16 protein-coding genes and 1 riboswitch are annotated in these 17,701 nt (G+C 32.5%); of the genes, 3 read left to right on the forward strand and 13 right to left on the reverse strand.

The genetic code is table 11. The features are described from left to right. Window positions 1-94 precede the first annotated feature (94 nt). The 10 genes from thiW to CD111_RS01395 form a co-directional block, all read right to left on the reverse strand. Entirely contained in the window at window positions 95-589 is a 495-nt protein-coding gene (gene thiW / locus CD111_RS01350) for an energy coupling factor transporter S component ThiW (protein ID WP_095088235.1), read from the reverse strand. Window positions 590-655: 66 nt separating this feature from the next. Next, window positions 656-745, reverse strand: a riboswitch (TPP riboswitch). A 9-nt stretch (window positions 746-754) separates the two neighbouring features. Beyond that, entirely contained in the window at window positions 755-1,186 is a 432-nt protein-coding gene (locus CD111_RS01355) for a YlbF/YmcA family competence regulator (RefSeq protein ID WP_095088237.1), read from the reverse strand. Next, window positions 1,187-2,722, reverse strand: a complete 1,536-nt coding sequence (gene miaB / locus CD111_RS01360; RefSeq protein WP_095090124.1) for a tRNA (N6-isopentenyl adenosine(37)-C2)-methylthiotransferase MiaB — start codon at window positions 2,720-2,722, stop codon at window positions 1,187-1,189. It lies immediately after the preceding gene. 108 nt (window positions 2,723-2,830) lie between these two features. Next, window positions 2,831-3,340, reverse strand: coding sequence for a GNAT family N-acetyltransferase (locus CD111_RS01365; RefSeq protein WP_095088239.1), 510 nt, complete (start codon window positions 3,338-3,340; stop codon window positions 2,831-2,833). 12 nt (window positions 3,341-3,352) lie between these two features. Beyond that, entirely contained in the window at window positions 3,353-5,197 is a 1,845-nt protein-coding gene (locus tag CD111_RS01370) for an ABC transporter ATP-binding protein (protein WP_095088241.1), read from the reverse strand. Further along, complete coding sequence (locus CD111_RS01375; protein ID WP_095088243.1) at window positions 5,197-6,918, reverse strand: ABC transporter ATP-binding protein; 1,722 nt, start codon at window positions 6,916-6,918, stop codon at window positions 5,197-5,199. The genes CD111_RS01370 and CD111_RS01375 overlap by 1 nt, the downstream gene beginning before the upstream one ends. 61 nt (window positions 6,919-6,979) lie before the next feature. After that, entirely contained in the window at window positions 6,980-7,264 is a 285-nt protein-coding gene (locus tag CD111_RS01380) for a thiamine-binding protein (RefSeq protein WP_095088245.1), read from the reverse strand. 98 nt (window positions 7,265-7,362) lie between these two features. Continuing rightward, window positions 7,363-8,229 (reverse strand): 2-oxoacid:ferredoxin oxidoreductase subunit beta, encoded by an 867-nt coding sequence (locus CD111_RS01385; RefSeq protein ID WP_095088247.1) that lies wholly within the window; start codon window positions 8,227-8,229, stop codon window positions 7,363-7,365. After that, window positions 8,230-9,987, reverse strand: a complete 1,758-nt coding sequence (locus tag CD111_RS01390; protein ID WP_095088249.1) for a 2-oxoacid:acceptor oxidoreductase subunit alpha — start codon at window positions 9,985-9,987, stop codon at window positions 8,230-8,232. A 105-nt stretch (window positions 9,988-10,092) separates the two neighbouring features. Then, complete coding sequence (locus tag CD111_RS01395) at window positions 10,093-10,884, reverse strand: TIGR00282 family metallophosphoesterase (RefSeq protein ID WP_095088251.1); 792 nt, start codon at window positions 10,882-10,884, stop codon at window positions 10,093-10,095. A 151-nt stretch (window positions 10,885-11,035) separates the two neighbouring features. Between CD111_RS01395 and CD111_RS01400 the strand changes: the two genes are divergently transcribed. The 3 genes from CD111_RS01400 (at window position 11,036) to CD111_RS01410 (ending at window position 13,370) form a co-directional block, all read left to right on the forward strand. Beyond that, window positions 11,036-11,254, forward strand: coding sequence for a hypothetical protein (locus tag CD111_RS01400; protein WP_095088253.1), 219 nt, complete (start codon window positions 11,036-11,038; stop codon window positions 11,252-11,254). Between the two features lie 166 nt (window positions 11,255-11,420). After that, window positions 11,421-11,636, forward strand: a complete 216-nt coding sequence (locus CD111_RS01405; RefSeq protein WP_095088255.1) for a YozE family protein — start codon at window positions 11,421-11,423, stop codon at window positions 11,634-11,636. Window positions 11,637-11,864: 228 nt separating this feature from the next. Next, window positions 11,865-13,370 (forward strand): glycosyltransferase, encoded by a 1,506-nt coding sequence (locus CD111_RS01410; protein WP_095088257.1) that lies wholly within the window; start codon window positions 11,865-11,867, stop codon window positions 13,368-13,370. Window positions 13,371-13,518: 148 nt separating this feature from the next. On the opposite strand, the gene rny is transcribed toward CD111_RS01410, so the two are convergent. The 3 genes from rny to CD111_RS01425 all read right to left on the reverse strand — a co-directional run bounded on the left by rny (window position 13,519) and on the right by CD111_RS01425 (window position 17,673). Further along, the gene (gene rny, locus CD111_RS01415; RefSeq protein WP_095088260.1) at window positions 13,519-15,078 is read right to left on the reverse strand and encodes a ribonuclease Y; all 1,560 of its coding nucleotides are present in this window, start codon (window positions 15,076-15,078) and stop codon (window positions 13,519-13,521) included. A 216-nt stretch (window positions 15,079-15,294) separates the two neighbouring features. Then, the gene (gene recA / locus CD111_RS01420) at window positions 15,295-16,350 is read right to left on the reverse strand and encodes a recombinase RecA (RefSeq protein WP_095088262.1); all 1,056 of its coding nucleotides are present in this window, start codon (window positions 16,348-16,350) and stop codon (window positions 15,295-15,297) included. A gap of 168 nt (window positions 16,351-16,518) precedes the next feature. After that, window positions 16,519-17,673, reverse strand: coding sequence for a CinA family nicotinamide mononucleotide deamidase-related protein (locus CD111_RS01425; protein WP_095088264.1), 1,155 nt, complete (start codon window positions 17,671-17,673; stop codon window positions 16,519-16,521). Between the last annotated feature and the right edge of the window lie 28 nt (window positions 17,674-17,701).

Here is a 17,701-nt window from a genome sequence, read left to right on the forward strand (position 1 = left end):
TAAATCAAAAAATCTCTTCAAAGAACATACTTTTACGTTGCAACTTTAAAGAGATATCTATACCCATATTCAGAATTAAATTGTAGTTATTACTTTAACGTATATAATGCTTCAGTATTCCTCTTCTTTCAAAAGATATCAATATGATATAACTTGCAATTGCTCCAAATAAACTACTAAGTAAAAACGATATAAATAGTGGCCAGAATGCAAGATTACCAAATCCAAGTAACCAAGAAATCGGAATACAAACTATACTTCCAATTACACCTGTACCTACTACTTCACCTAAAGATGCTAAATATAATTTACGTCGATATTTGTACAATAAACTTGCTAATAATACACCTATCATACTTCCTGGAAAGGCAAATATTGTCCCAATCCCAAGTATATTTCTAACAGTTGATGATAATAATGCTTGTAATAAACCGTACCACGGCCCCAATATAACTGCACATATCACATTGATTAGATGCTGCATAGGCATTGCTTTTATTGGACCAATCGGTATTGTGATAAATGTGCTTAATGTAACATTTATAGCTGTTAAAAGTGCTGTCAAAGTCATTAATTTCGTTTTATTCATCGTTTCCTCCCAAAAATAGAGCCTAGGACATAAATAATTAGTCCTAGGCTCTATACATATACATATTAATGTTTAGTTACACATCTTTACGCCAGCATTACCTGGATCAAATATACACGTATTTCTCAGCCCAAAAAGACACCGTGAGTGCAAAATTCTATTTAATTAATGTGAGCAACCACTTGTATTTGGTGCATTTTCAATTGCAGCACCTGTTTCACCTGTTAACTGATTCCCACCTGTTGATTCTATAATTTCATTTGTTACTGTATTACTAATCGAATTTGAAACCATTTGTAACAATTCATTTACTTCACCTTGTGCTTCTTTGAATTCACTTACAATAGGCATTTCATCTAATTCTTCTTCAACTTTTTTGATTTTTTCTTCTACCATTGATAAGGCTTTTTCTTTACCATAGTTTTGGAAGTTTACAGCTTGCTTTTGTAAAGATTTTAAGCTTGCCATCTTTTCTCTTACCGTTTGATTTTCATGAATTTGTGCTTCAGCACGTTTGAAGAAGTCAACCTCTTCAGTTTCTGCCATCATCTTTCCGAGTTTTCGTGCTTGATTTAATATATCATCTTTTGTATACATTTAATGTGCCACCTTTTCTTTGGATACAATCTCAATAAATTCACCATTTAATGAATATTGTTTTGCTTCTGTTATTTTTACTTTTACAATTTTACCTATCACATCTTGAGATGCCTTAAAGTTTACTAATTTATTTTTTTCAGTGTATCCAGCAAGTACTTCGTCATCTCTTTTACTTGTACCTTCACAAAGAACGAATACTTCTTGCCCTTCATAAGGTTTTAATGATTTAGCAGCATATTCACCAACAACTTTGTTTAATCTTTGAAGTCGCTGTTTTTTTTCTTTTTCAGGTACATTATCTTTCATCTTAGCTGCTGGCGTACCTTCCCTTGGCGAATACACGTAAGTATATGCATGTTCAAAACCAACTTCATGATATAAATCAATTGTTTCTAAAAATTGAGCTTCTGTTTCATTAGGATATCCAACAATTATATCAGTTGTCAATGCAACATCAGGTATCGCAGTTTTAATTTTTCGGACTAGTTCTAAATAACTTTCACGCGTGTATTTACGCCCCATTATTTTAAGAACGTTATTATTACCCGACTGTACTGGTAAATGTACATGAGGCACAATATTATTATCTTCAGCAATTGCATTAATTAAACGATCGTCGAAATCCCATGGGTGACTTGTTGTAAACCTTACTCTTGGAATATCTATTTTATTTATATCTTTCAGTAAATCACCTAAGCCATATTCCAAACCATCTATATCTTTACCATATGCATTGACATTTTGTCCGAGTAAACAAATTTCTTGATACCCTTGTCTCGCTAAATCTCTGACTTCAGCTATGATTTCAGCAGGCATACGACTACGTTCTTTACCACGTGTAAATGGAACTATGCAATATGTACAGAATTTATCACACCCATACATAATATTAACCCACGCTTTAATTCGGCCATTTCTAACTTTAGGTAAATTCTCAATAACGTCGCCTTCTTTAGACCAAACTTCAACGACCATCGCTTTAGACATGTATGCTTCTTCTAATATATCTGGTAATCTATGAATATTATGTGTACCAAAAATCATATCTACATTTTGGTATGACTTAAGTATCTTATTGACTACTGATTCCTCTTGTGACATACATCCACAAACACCTATTATACAATCTGGTCTTTCTTGTTTAAGATGTTTTAAATTTCCTATTTCACTAAACACTTTGTTTTCAGCATTTTCCCTAATTGCACAAGTATTTAATAAGATAACATCCGCATCATCTACAGTATTTGTTGGCGTAAATCCTAACGCTTGAAAAATTCCAGCCATCACTTCAGTATCATGTTCATTCATTTGACAACCATATGTTCTAATGTAAAATTTACGACCTTTCCCCATTCCTCTATGTCGTTCATCTATTTTAAAATCATCATGATATTCTACTTCAGATTTCCCTCTCGTTTTAGCCTCTTTTAAATTTGGAGGTTGATAAACGTGCTCGAAGTATTTACTATAATCTTTTTCTAAATTAGGTTCTGTCTTCGCATTAGCACCATATTTTCTTTGCTCTTCATTCAATTTCAAAACCCTTTCTTCCCATATTTATTCATCTTTATATTATATTAGAGTTCAACATAAAGTGCAAAGAAGTTTAAGTGCTTACAAGTCGTATATATTTATACTTACTCATATTAATTTAATCCAATATCTTCTAGTTATACTATTTTCCTTTGAAATATGAGGATCAGCCTCTACGCCACCATTCTTTTCAATTACTTTTGCACTTCCCAGATTGTCATCATCACATGTTATAAGTGCTTCATGTACGTTTTCTTTTCGCAGTTCTTTTAAGGCGAAACCTAATAATTTTGTTGCAAAGCCTTTCCCTCTTTGACTCAATCTAACTCCATAACCTACGTGACCGCCTTTTTCTTCTAAAAAAGCATTAAGTTCATATCTAATATTGACGGCACCTTTTATTTCATTATCTTCAATTAAGACAAATGTTTTAGCAGGAACAAACGCTTCATTAACAGGGTTTATAGCTTCTTTATACATTTTTAACATTTCATTAAATCCACCGTGTTTTTTTACGTCTGTTGCCCAGGGAACAACAACTTCATCGTTTTGATACCATTCTGAAATATATTCAGTAAACAACGTTTCTATGTCATGATCAATTTGTCTAAATTCCATTTAATCCCTCCACTAATGTAATTCTTTTATTTGATCTTCATCGGAAGCATTTAACATATGATAATATATACCTTTTTTGTTAATTAAATCTTGTTGTGTACCAGATTCTATCATTTCTCCATGAGACAATACATATACTAAGTCTGCTTTTTTCACAGTGTTTAATCTGTGCGCAATGATAATACTTGTTCTACCAACCATAAGTGTTTCAAGTGCTTCTTGAATTTTAATTTCAGTAACAGTATCTATACTACTCGTAGCTTCATCTAATAATAATATTTTCGGGTCTTCTAATAAACATCTTGCAATAGAAATCAGTTGTCTCTCACCTTGAGATAGTGATCCAGATTCACCTTTAAGCACTGTTTCGTAGCCATCTTCAAGTTTACTGATGAATTCATGTGCGTTTGCTTTCTTCGCCGCTTCTACTACTTGTTCGTATGTCGCGTTTGGCGTTCCATACATAATATTATCTTTAATAGTACCATCAAATAAATATGGATCTTGTAAGACTACACCAATATTATGTCTTAATGATTGTCTTGTCATATTATTAATGGGTATTCCGTCAATTAATATTTCACCTGAGTTAATATCGTAGTAATGTAATATCAGCTGAACAATTGTCGTCTTACCTGCACCTGTAGCACCAACTAATGCAACCGACTCACCGCTTTTTATCTTAAAAGAAAGTTGTTTGATTGTCGGGTTCTGTTGCTCTGGGTCATATTTGAACGTTACATCTTTAAATTCGATTTCACCTTTAATATGTTGTTTATCGATAGCATCCGGTAAATCTTGTTCAACCGGTTCTTTCATGATATCAAACACACGTTCAGCACCTGCTATTGCAGATAAAACAGTATTAAATTGATTTGCTAAATCTGATAAAGGTCTAGTAAATTGTCTTGCATATTCAGCGAAAATAACAATCACACCAACTGTAACACCAGCTGAATGATTTAATGCGAGTATCCCACCGATACCAGCAACAATAGCAAAGCTTAAATTGTTTAAATAGTTCATCACTTTAGGAATTAAACCACCAAATGTAATAGCCCAAAAACTGTATTCCTTTACATTGTCAGCTTTTTTATTAAACGTTTCCATAACATACTTTTCTTGAGAAAATGCTTTTACAATAGTTTGACCATTCACTATTTCTTCAATATATCCATTCATAATTCCAAATTGTTTTTGTCTTAGTCCATATAATACACCTGTTCGAGATGTTATCCACCTCATGCTCATGAACATAATAGGTATGATAATGATGGTTAATAAGGTCAATAAGGGGCTTAAATATAACATAATTGAAAGTGTACCAATTAATGTTACAACGCTTGATGTAAATTGTATAAAAGATGAGTTCAATACTTGAGATACATTTTCAATGTCATTTTGCATCCTACTCATCAATTCACCGTGTTGTTTCTTATCAAAATAAGAAACCGGTAATTTTTGAAAATGTTGAAACAGTTGATCTCTTAGTAAATATACTGTACGTTGAGCTATGCTCACCATTAGAAATGATCCCATGTAAGCAGTAATGGATAACATGACATACACGCATAATAAAATAATAATATATTGCCCTAACCCATTTAATTCTTTAGGGATAATCTTTTCATCTATCATTTTCCCAATTACAAATGGACCGATTAAACTTAATATTGATGAACATATAATCATGAAAATAACGAAGATAAGTTGTAGCCGTTTTTCATCAATTAATTTCCAAATGTTTAATAACGTACCTTTTGTATCTTTTGCTCTTTTTTTCTTTTTCGGATTCTTGTTTGTTATGTCATCTGTAGCCAGAACAGTTTGATGACCATAAGGATTTTTCAAACTCATTATGCAATCACCGCACTTTCTTGACTATTTGCTATTTCTTGATAAAGTTTTGATTCTTTAAGTAAACTTTCATGAGTTCCAATAGCCTCAATTTCACCATCAACTAATAACATAATTCGATCTGCAGTTTTTGCAGTTGTTATTTTTTGGGTGACGATTAATTTAGTTGTATCTTCATGTTCTAGTGCATCCCATAGAGCAGATTCAGTTTTGATATCTAATGCTGAAGTTGAGTCATCCAAAATTAAAATACCCGGCTTACGAACGAGCGCTCTCGCAATTGAAAGCCTTTGTTTTTGTCCACCTGATAACGTCACACCTTGTTGGCCAATTAAAGTTTGATACTCATGATCAAATCCTTTAATTGAATGATGAATTTGAGCTTTCTCCGATGACATTTCTAACATTTCATTATCAGCAACTGGATCTCCGAATTTCAGATTTTCAATTATTGTTCCTGAAAATAATAAAGCAGTTTGTGGGACATAACCTATTGCATCTCTTAATTCTTCTATTTTCCAATCGTCAACATTTTTATTATTTATAAGTATTTCTCCATCTTTTGTTTGATACATTTTTGGTATAAGACTTAGTAAAGTAGACTTACCAGAACCTGTTGATCCCATAATTGCAAACTTCTCTTTTGGTTGAACTTTAAATGATATATTCTTCAGTACTGTCTTTGTGGCGTTAGGATAAGTAAAACTCACGTTTTTAAACTCAACGCCATATGCTTGATTTGATTTAGGTGTAGGTTCTTTATCAATGACTTCTTCATCAGAATTTGTAGTTAATACTTCTTCGATTCTTTCGCTTGAAGCCTTCATTCTACTTAATGTCATAATTAAAAAAGCTAACATCCCAAATCCACCTTGCATTCTCATACCGTAATTTAATATCGCAACCAGTTTACCTACTTCTAGTGTAGATTGATTGACCATATCAGAACCGAACCAAATTACTGCAAGAATACTTCCATTAATAATGAACAATAATGATGGATTAATAAATTCCATCAATCTTAGTGCATATGTATAATTATGTCTAATGTCTTTAATTTTATTTTTAAATTGATTAATTTCTTGTTCACTCGTCTGACTTGCTTTAATCAGTCTTACCGCTTCTAAATTTTGTTGGAAAAATCGGTTCATTTCATCAAATTTCCGTTGTATTTTCCCAAATAATTTAGCGCCAATTCTAGCTATAACAAAGATAATAACAAATATAATCGGTGTTCCAATAACTAAATAGACAGCTAACCTCGGTTCTACAACAAAACTCATAATGATGCTACCAATAATCATAAGTGGTGCTCTAAGCATGATTCGAATAGACATATAAACTGCTTGATCACAGTTATTTACATCACTTGTTAATCTTGTTATTAAACTTGATGTTTTGAATTTTTGTAATGTATCAAGTGAAAAAGTCTGTATCTTTTTAAATTGTGTCGTTCTTAAATCATATGCAAATGCCTGAGAAACATGTCCTGCAACAAAGCTATTCCAAATTCCAGATGCTAGTGCAACAAGACCCGTGGCTAACATAATAAATAAGAATAAATAGACATGATTTAAATCATTTTTCAAAATACCATTATCTATAATTTCAGAAATGAAAATTGGCTGAATAAGTTCAACTGCCAATTCTACCAACATTAATATTAATCCTAATATAAATAAGCCTCTATAAGGTCTTAAAAATTTAAGTACAGTTCTCACATATTACTCCCCCTTTGTTCACCATTCGTTATATGTTTACAACACAATTTAATTTTTCAATTTAATATTTTTCTGTTAACGTCTCCATCGTAATACCTTCAGGAACATGATAAAACTTAACTTGTGAGATAATACTGTCACATTCTAGTTCAACCATACGCTCATTAATTTGTTCAATTAAAATTAAACAAGAATTCATATCTCCTTCTACCGTAGTATCTAATGGATGAACCTCATATTTCAAACCAGACTGATCTATGATGCTTATCGCTTCATCTACAAGTGGAATAACCCCAGTTGTATGATGTTTCGGTATAATTTGAATGCTCATTAATGTATTTGTCATAATCTTTCCCCTTTACGTCTTATTATATGTAAAAATGAGCAAGTTCGTTCAAAATCTATTGATTTTAACTTACTTGCTCATTTATATATGCTTTCACATTATTTAAATTGTGATACGAGATCTTCAAATTGATTTTTTTCTAGTTTTAATGATTTTTTAACGAGTGGTTGCTCATCAAATTGCTCAATTTGAGATTCATAAGAAGGTGTTTCTTTATCTTGATAAATAATTCCTGTTAACATTGATTCTTTTTCAAGTACTGTTTGCATTGCTTGCGACTTATTAGAAGCATCATAATCTTCAATATCTGCTAGTTTTATTAAGTTTTCTTTAAACCAGTCATAAGTATTCACTTTGTTATACGTTACACATGGTGAAAATACATTAACAAATGAGAATCCTTTATGATTTATCGCTTCTTCTATTATATTTGTAAGTTCTTTAATATCACTTGAAAAACTTTGAGCTACAAACGTTGCACCAGATGAAATAGCTAACTCTAATGGCGCTACGTTTTGTTCAATGTTACCTTTTGGTGTAGATTTAGTAACGAATCCTTTAGCTGAACTTGGAGAAGTTTGACCTTTAGTTAAACCATAAATTTGATTATCCATCACGATATATGTCATGTCCATATTTCTTCTTAATGCATGAATTGTATGACCCATACCTATCGCAAATCCATCTCCATCTCCACCTGAAGCGATAACAGTTAAATCTTTGTTTGCCATTTTAACGCCTTGCGCTAATGGTAGAGAACGACCATGAATTGAATGGACACCATATGAGTTAACGTAACCACTTAAGCGACCTGAACAACCAATTCCTGTTATAATAGCTACTTCTTCTGGTTCAAGACCTACATTTGCAGCAGCTTTTTGAATTGCAGCTTGCACTGAGAAATCTCCACAACCAGGACACCAGTTTGGTTTAACATTATTTCTAAAATCTTTAAATGTTGCCAATTAAATCAACTCCTTCAAGTTACTTGCTATTTCCAATGCTTTATCTTCTATTTCATGTGGCAAGAACGGTGTTCCATCATATTTTGTTTGATTTATAATTTTATTTTCATGATTAACATTCATCTTAATGATGTTTGATAATTGCCCTTGATAATTATGCTCAGCTACGACAACTTTTTTAGCTTTATTAAATGCTTGTTGAACAACATCAGATGGGAATGGATGAAGTTGTCTTATTTGTATGTGATTTACTTTCACATCTTGTTTATCTAGTCTTGTAATTGCTTCTTCGATTGCACCTGCTGTAGAAATAAAACCAACATATAATATATCTGCTTCTTCGTATCTTTCATTTGATTCAACAGGTTCATCTATTAACAATTGAGCTGTTTTTCTCATACGCTTATCCATTTGCTGTTGTCTATTATCAGCACCTTCAGAAGGTTTTCCTTCTTCGTTATGCTCAACACCCGTAACATGATGGATGCCGCCTTTAGTTCCTGGTAAGACACGTGGTGAAATACCTGTATCTGTTAAGGCATATCGTTTAAAGTACGCTTTGTCTTCAGGTGTTTCTAAATCACCTTCAACTAATGCACCTCTTCTTATTTCGATTTTGTCATAATCTAATGATTCTACAGTTTGTTTACCTAACGATAATTGTAAATCTGAAAGTAATATAACTGGGCATTGATATTCTTCAGCTAAATTAAATGCTTCTATCGTTAAATAAAATGCATCACTTGCACTTGTCGGTGCTAGTACAATCTTAGGAATGTCCCCATGTGTACCATAAATCATTTGCATTAAATCTGATTGTTCTTGTTTAGTTGGTAAACCTGTCGATGGACCACCACGTTGTGTATTCACAATCACTAATGGTGTTTCGGTCATCCCAGATAATCCAATTGATTCCATCATTAATGATAAACCTGGACCTGCTGAAGATGTGAACGAACGTACACCTGCATAATTTGATCCAATTGCCATCGTACATGCTGCAATCTCATCTTCTGTTTGAATAACTGCTCCACCTAAGTCCGGGAGTCTATCTATCATATATTCCATTATTTCAGATGCTGGTGTAATTGGATATGCTGCCATAAATCTAACACCCGCTGAAACTGCACCTAAACCTATTGCATCATTACCTATCATGAATAAATGACCTTCAGAATCTGTAGGTTCAAGTTTATGTTCAGTTTCCAAATTAGACATTTCGTCTTTCATTTGTTTATAACCTTCATTCAGCGCTTGTATATTAAGATCTACGACATTCTGTCCTTTTCTACTAAATAAATCGTTAATTAAAGATTCAAACACTTTCGTATCTAAATCCATAACTGCACATGTTGCACCTACTGCAACCATGTTTTTCATTAAAGCTGTGCCAAGTTCTTTAGCAATTGCAGTAAATGGCAAACTAACGAGTTGTGCTTTACTATCTTCTGGACTCTCTGGTTTAGCTTTTGCATCCGCAATAATGATACTGCCTTCATGCATTTCATGATAGTTAACATCTATTGTCTCTTGGTCAAACGCTATTAATATATCTAAGTCATCACTAATCGCTCTTACTGGCGTAGTTGAAACTCTTATTTTATTGTTTGTGTGACCGCCTTTAATTCTACTTGAAAAATGACGGTATCCGTATAAATAATATCCTTGACGGTTCATAGCAGTTGCGAATATTTCACCTGTTGATTCAATACCTTCGCCTTGCTGTCCGCCAACTTTCCATGAAATTTGTGATTTCATCTTATGGCCTCCCCATATAATATCTCAATTCACATCATACCAAAAAAAGCCCTTTAATCCTATGAAATTAAAGGGTTTTACTAAAAATCAGTCTAATGGACTATGTTATTCAAAAGGATGATCATCGTTAATTAATACTCTTTGAATCTTCTTAGCTGTTCCATCTTGTTTTAAATCAATAATGACACCAGATAACACCTTTCTACCTTCATCCGGCACATTATGCCTTTGAGGTAAACTCGTAATAAATCGCTCTATTACTTCATCTTTCTTAATGCCAAGAATACCATCGTAATACCCAGTCATGCCTACATCTGTTATATATGCTGTTCCATGACTTAACACGCGTTCATCAGAAGTTTGGATGTGTGTATGCGTGCCAACTACTGCACTAACTCTACCATTTAAATACCAACCCATGGCATTTTTTTCAGAAGTTGTTTCAGCATGAAAATCAACAAATATATAAGGTGTAATCTTAGATGCTTCTTCAATTAATTCATCTACTTTTTTAAATGGACAGTCAATAGCCGTCATAAATGAACGACCTTGCAAGTTTATAATCGCGACATCTTTATCATTAACTTTAATAATTCTCATACCAATGCCTGGTGCTTCATCAGGAAAATTAGCAGGTCGAACCATTCTATTTGCTTGTCCAATAAAATCATAAATTTCTCTTTGACCATAAGTATGGTTACCCATTGTCATAAAATCAGCGCCCATACGCAAAATGTCTTTATATATTTTTTCAGTTATACCTTTACCATGTGCAGCATTTTCTCCATTAACGATAGTTAATGTTGGTTTATATGTTGCTTTCATCTTCGGTAAATAGTTTTCTAATTGTTCTCTTCCAAGCTTGCCAACGATATCTCCAATAAATAAAATTCTCAAGATTGTCATCCTCTCTATATTTATATATTTTAAGTCATATTAAATATTTTTGAAAGAGATGATTAACATTTTTTAAAAAGGGTATATAATCTATCGAGCGTTGTATTCTTATTGCAACGTTACAAAATCTTATAGGAGTGTTTATTTAAACATGGGAATTGAAATAGAACCAGAAAAGTTTGCAGAACTAGTGGTTACAGCAAATCCATCCGTAAAAGAAAATGCAGAAGACATCGCGAAAGATAGTCTAGAACTATATATCACAGCATTTAAATTAGCTGAGAAATATGGAAACTGCTCAATTAATGCACGTGAAACATCTGATGTATTAAAAGAAGCTCTAGAACTCGAACTTAATTTAACAAGTTAACATATAACAAATTAATCCAATGAGTATTGAAATCATTCGATTATTTAAATAAAAAAGTCTTTTAAAACTTCCACTCTTACAGTGATTGTTTTAAAAGGCTTTTTTATATTTACACTTACATCTATTTCTAATATAATGAGTAAGGCTCATGAGTTGAGGTGGTTATGTGAGCTTTTATGAATTTATACAAACTTTTTCTGATGATGATACACCTTTAGGAGAATTAGCAAACTGGTTAATCCAAGATGCCCATTTCCCTGTAGATGTAAATTCTGACGATGAAATTTTGTCATATTTTCACAAATCAAATATTAGAGATAACGGCAGATTGGAATTATTAAAAAGAGCTATCTTTTTATACCATCAATATGCTAACTCCTAATATGTAACCACATCAATGTAGTTAAAGAATCACGTTATGAGATGATACATCTCTTAATGTGATTCTTTTTTTAATTATGTGTTTCACTCGTACTATCCTTACTATCTATACCTTCAAACGAATTTTCTTTTATACATTATTATACTTATTAAGCAATATTCTTTTCTTATGTTTTGCTTAATTGATATTTTTAATATATAATAATGAATTAATTGGGAGGTGGAAATTATGGTAAAAAATGTATTTTTCATGATTAATTCTGTAGATATTAATCGTGGTGGTTTAACGAAAGCTTGTCTTCAGCAAGCAAACATCAGTGCTGATTTAGGATATAATACGTCAATTCTAACTTTTAACTACAATGGAGAATATAGTTTATTAGTTGATAAAATATATAATGATTACGGTTTAAATAGAAATATTCCGATTATAAACATGTACGAGTATTTTCAAAATGAACAATCTATTACGAAACAAGTATACAAGATTTCAGATGTTGTTTCGGATCATGACATATTAGAGAAAGTCCCATCTAAGAATGCATACAGGGTTTATCAAGATGGTATTTACAAACAATATTTCACTTATCGAAGCGATCAAACGATTAAAGGTATTGATCACTTTAATGATATGAGATATAGAGTGAGAAATGAAGTTTACACACCTGATGGTTACACCGGTAAAGTTACTTATATGGATATAGTATTAAATAAGCCAAGACAAATGGTATTTAAAAATAGTAAAAACAATGTTTATTTATCTAAATGGGTTAATCCTGAAAATAGCACCGCCCATCGCGTCATGTTATTTTCACAAGATGAAATCACACATGTCTTTAAAAATGACCAAGAACTCAAATCATATTTTGTAGAATGTGTCATTCGTGATGTTGATAATCCTATTTTGATTTCTGATAGCCGAAATACTGATGACGTATTGACTAAAGTAAATCATAAACAAGCCTATAAAATCATTAGATTGCACAGTAACCATATTAAGGCCCCATTTAATAAGGATACTTCTGATATTGCAACTACTGTTCAATTTGCTATTCAAAACTTAAATCATATAGATTGCTTACTTGTATTAACTGATAGACAACGTAAAGATATTGTCGAAAGATTTGGTCATGAAGATAAAGTACAAGTCATACCACATGGTATTGAAGCGACTAAATTTAAATCACTCAAGTTTTTCAAACCTATAGAAGCCGTTATCATTTCTAGATTAGTAGCACTTAAGCAAATTAGTCACGCAATAGATGCCACTAAAGTTGTTATTCAAAAGTTCCCTAACTTTAAATTAAAAATTTATGGATCAGGAACTGATGAAGCCAATTTAAAAAACAAAGTGAAAGAATTAAAGTTAGAAGATCATGTTGAATTTATGGGTTACACGACGAATGCGCCTTCTATTTATAAAAAGGCATCATTTTCAATTGTCACTTCAAGAACAGAAGGATTTTCACTCGCCATATTAGAAAGTTTAGCAAATGGTTGTCCGGTCGTGAGTTATAATTTCAATTATGGACCGGCTGACATTATTACTGATGGAGAAGATGGATTCATAGTTGAAAGAAACAATATTGATGAACTTGCTCAAAAAATGGAATATCTTATAGATAATCCAAAAATATTAAATCAAATGAGTAAGCATGCTTTGAAAAATGTAAAATCAAAATTCGATAAACACAATATTACTAAAGAATGGCAACAATTTTTTGAATCAATATAATACTATGCAGATAAATAGAAATACGCTATCTTGCTATATATACAATAAAGAACAAAGTTAAGATCCTTAGATTGCCCTGAGTTACTAAAAATTTCGTACAAAAAACCCTCTAACCATTGCGGTTAAAGGGTTTATGTTTTGAGCATAACTATTTAGCGTATTCTGTTGCTCTCATCTCTCGGACAACTGTCACTTTAATGTGCCCTGGATATTGTAATTCGCCTTCTATTTGGTCTTTAATATCTCTTGCTATTCTATGTGCTTTTAAGTCATCAATATCTTCAGGAGATACGATTACACGAATCTCTCTACCCGCTTGTATTGCAAATGCCTTTTCTACACCTTGATAACCTTCTGATATTTCTTCCAATCTTTCTAAACGTTTAACATAGTTTTCTAATGTTTCACGTCTAGCTCCAGGTCTCGCTGCACTTAAAGCATCCGCAGCAGCTACTAATATCGAAATAACTGTTGTTGGTTCTACATCCCCATGATGTGAGTGTATAGCATTTAAAACAGTATCATGTTCATGATATTTCTTAGCTAGCTCTACTCCAATTTCTACATGACTACCTTCAACCTCATGATCGATGGCTTTACCTATATCATGTAATAAACCTGCACGTTTTGCTAAAGTAACGTCTTCACCTAATTCGGCTGCTAACATTCCTGAAAGTTGTGCAACCTCTATTGAGTGTTTTAGTACACTTTGACCATAACTTGTACGATATTTCATTCTACCTAAAATCTTAATTAATTCTGGATGCAAATTATGAATACCCAATTCAAATGTTGCTTGTTCCCCTGATTCTCTCATCAGTTCGTCAACTTCTCTTCTCGCTTTTTCAACCATTTCTTCAATTCGTCCCGGATGAATACGTCCATCCGACACTAAATTCGTTAATGCTGTTTTAGCGATTTCTCTTCGAATTGGATCAAATCCAGATAAAATCACCGCTTCTGGTGTATCGTCTATAATTAAATCTATACCTGTCAATGTTTCTAGAGTTCGTATATTTCGGCCTTCACGACCTATAATACGTCCTTTCATTTCATCATTAGGTAAGTTAACAACTGATACCGTTGATTCAGAAGTGTGATCTGCAGCTAGTCTTTGTACTGTCGTAGCTAGTAATTCTTTTGCTTTTTTATCAACATTTGATTTTAGTTCACGTTGTTTTTCTCTTACAAGTACAGTAATATCATGTGACAGTTCTTCTTCAACTTGTGAAAATTGCTCTTTTCGAGCTTCTTCACGTGTTAGTCCGGAGATGCGTTCTAATTCTTGTTCATGTTTCATTATTATTTCTTGAACATTACTCTCTTTTGCATCTACCTGTTGTTGTCGCTCTTCAATTTTAGCTTCTTTGTTTTCTAGAATTTCATCTTTTTTGTCTAAAAGTTCTGACTTACGTTCTAAGTTTTCTTCTTTTTGAAGTAATCTTGTTTCTTGCTTTTGTAGGTCACTTCTTCTCTCTCGAATTTCACTATCAAGATGATCTCTAATTTGTTGATTTTCTTCTTTAGCTTCAATCAACTTTTCCTTTTTAAGACTTTCGGCCTCTTTGTTGGCCTCACTTAAAATATAATGCGCTGATTGTCTAGCTTGATCTTGTTTTTTCATTAAGCTATTGTGCGCGAAAAAGTATCCTACAACAACACCTAGAATAACTCCAAGCAAAATGAGTAAGAGGGTTAATAATTCCACATAAACACCTCCTTCTATCTAGGTTTTACGTCTTATATATACAAAAATATGATTAAATGGAACTTTGGAATCATACAAGTCAATTGTACGTTTAAAATTGTGTGAGTGTCAAGGACATCACCTTCTTTTTTGAAACAGTTTATATAAAAAACGTTCTATAATTCAACTTGTCAAAAAGTGAATTATAGAACGTCTTACAATATGATTTAATTTAAATCAATCTAATAGTGAAGCTTGTTCATCTTTATCATCAGATTTACTCTCTTTAGTGGCTTCTTCTTTCTTACCATTAAACCCTAATTGATCTCTTAATAGTTTATCAATTTCTTCAATAATCTTCGGATTATCTTTCAAATAAGATTTAACATTTTCTTTACCTTGACCCATTCTTTCACCATTATATGAGTACCATGCTCCAGATTTATCAACAAGGTCGAACTCAACAGCTAAGTCAATAAGTTCTCCTTCACGAGATATACCTTCACCGTACATAATATCCACTTCAGCGACTCTAAAAGGAGGTGCTACTTTATTCTTAACTACTTTAATCTTAGTACGGTTACCGACAATGTCTTGTCCTTGTTTCAATTGCTCAGCACGACGAACTTCTAAACGTACAGAACTATAGAATTTCAATGCACGACCACCAGGTGTGATTTCAGGGTTACCGAACATAACGCCTACTTTTTCACGAATTTGGTTAATAAATATTGCCGTTGTATTTGATTTAGAAATAGCTGCTGATAATTTACGTAAAGCTTGACTCATAAGTCTCGCTTGTAAACCAACATGTGTATCTCCCATTTCACCTTCAATTTCTGCTTTAGGTGTTAATGCAGCAACAGAGTCAATGATTACGATATCTACTGCGCCACTACGAACAAAGGCTTCTGCAATCTCTAAACCTTGTTCACCGTGATCTGGTTGTGATAAATAAAGGTTATCTATATCTACTCCAAGATTTTTAGCGTAAACAGGATCCAAAGCATGTTCAGCATCAATAAATGCAGCTACGCCGCCTTGACGTTGAGATTCTGCAATAGCATGTAAAGCTACTGTCGTCTTACCAGAACTTTCTGGTCCATATATTTCAATAATACGTCCTTTAGGATACCCACCTACACCTAATGCTTTATCAAGTGTAATTGATCCACTAGAAACTGCTGATACTTCTCTGCTTGTGTTATCTCCAAGCTTCATGACAGCTCCTTTACCAAAGGATTTTTCCATATTCTTAATTACTGTATCGAGTGCTTTCTGACGTTCGCTCACGCGATAACCTCCTATATAAATAAATTGAATTTATTTGTTTGTTTTATTAGCTTATTATTACTATAAATTATTTCATTTCAAAATGCAAGCATAAAGCGAATATTTGTTCGTGTTAAATGATGCAATTTTTAACAAAACGCGAACATAAGTGCCGTATTTTTGAATTTATTACTCATCTCGTAAAAAGTTCAAGAAGTCTATAAGTACTTGATTACTGATTCTATCACGTTTTCCAACGTATGATTGGCTTAATGTTGAATTAAATTTTTTGTCTTTTTGCATATTGGTAATATATACAATCGAATGTTCAGTTCTTTGCAATATGACAACAACAATATCAACATTGAATCTTTCTTTTAATTTTTTACTAATGACTTCTTCATCATCTTGCTCAGAAATGTTCAGTAATGTATGGATCCAATCATCATTATTTAAATATGCTTTTAAGTAATGATTACAGTTCGGATGTTTTTTTAATCTCGATAGTAAAATACCATCTGTTATTTCATCGTAAACAACAAATGTTTGATTAAGGTTATCAAATACAGCCTCTTCCATCGACTTATCATCACTTCCATAATAGAATGTTCCAATTCTATTAAGAATTTCTTGTTTAACGGGTTTAATCAGTTCATATGCTTCTTGTTTAGACTTAGCATTTGCAGTAATTCTCAATGATACTTCATGTTGTCCTGCTAACGGTGCAATCGTTGGATTTGTTTGATTATCGATTAAGTCCATCAATTGTGTTTCAAGACTTGACTCACCTATACCGGCAAATTTTAAAGACTCAGATTGAATAACACTTTCTTCATTCATGAAATAAGGCAATAAATATTGTTTCACCATTGGATGCAATTCTTTAGGAGGTCCTGGTAATAGAACAATTTGTTTGTGCTCATGCTCTAAATACATTCCAGGAGCCATACCGACATCATTTTTTAATATGGCACTTCCTTCGATGACTAATGCTTGTTGTTTATTGTTCGGTGTCATTTCTCTATTTTCATTCTTAAAATAATTTTCTATAAATTCCATAGCCTGGCCATTCATTTCTAAACCTTTACCAAGTACTTGTGCTACAGTTTGCTTCGTTAAATCATCTTTAGTTGGACCTAATCCTCCAGTAAGGATAACAACATCATGGGCATCAAGCTCTTCTTTGAACGCACTTTCTAGCCTTTTCGGATTATCTCCTACAGCAACATGTCGAACAACACTTGCCCCTAGTTCATTTAATTCTTTAGAAATAAACTGTGCATTTGTATTCGCAATTTGCCCTAATAGTATTTCTGTACCTACACTTAATATACTTACTCTCATATTACATCCTCCTATAGATAAGAAAGAC

The organism is Mammaliicoccus stepanovicii, assembly GCF_002902525.1.
GTDB lineage: Bacteria > Bacillota > Bacilli > Staphylococcales > Staphylococcaceae > Mammaliicoccus > Mammaliicoccus stepanovicii.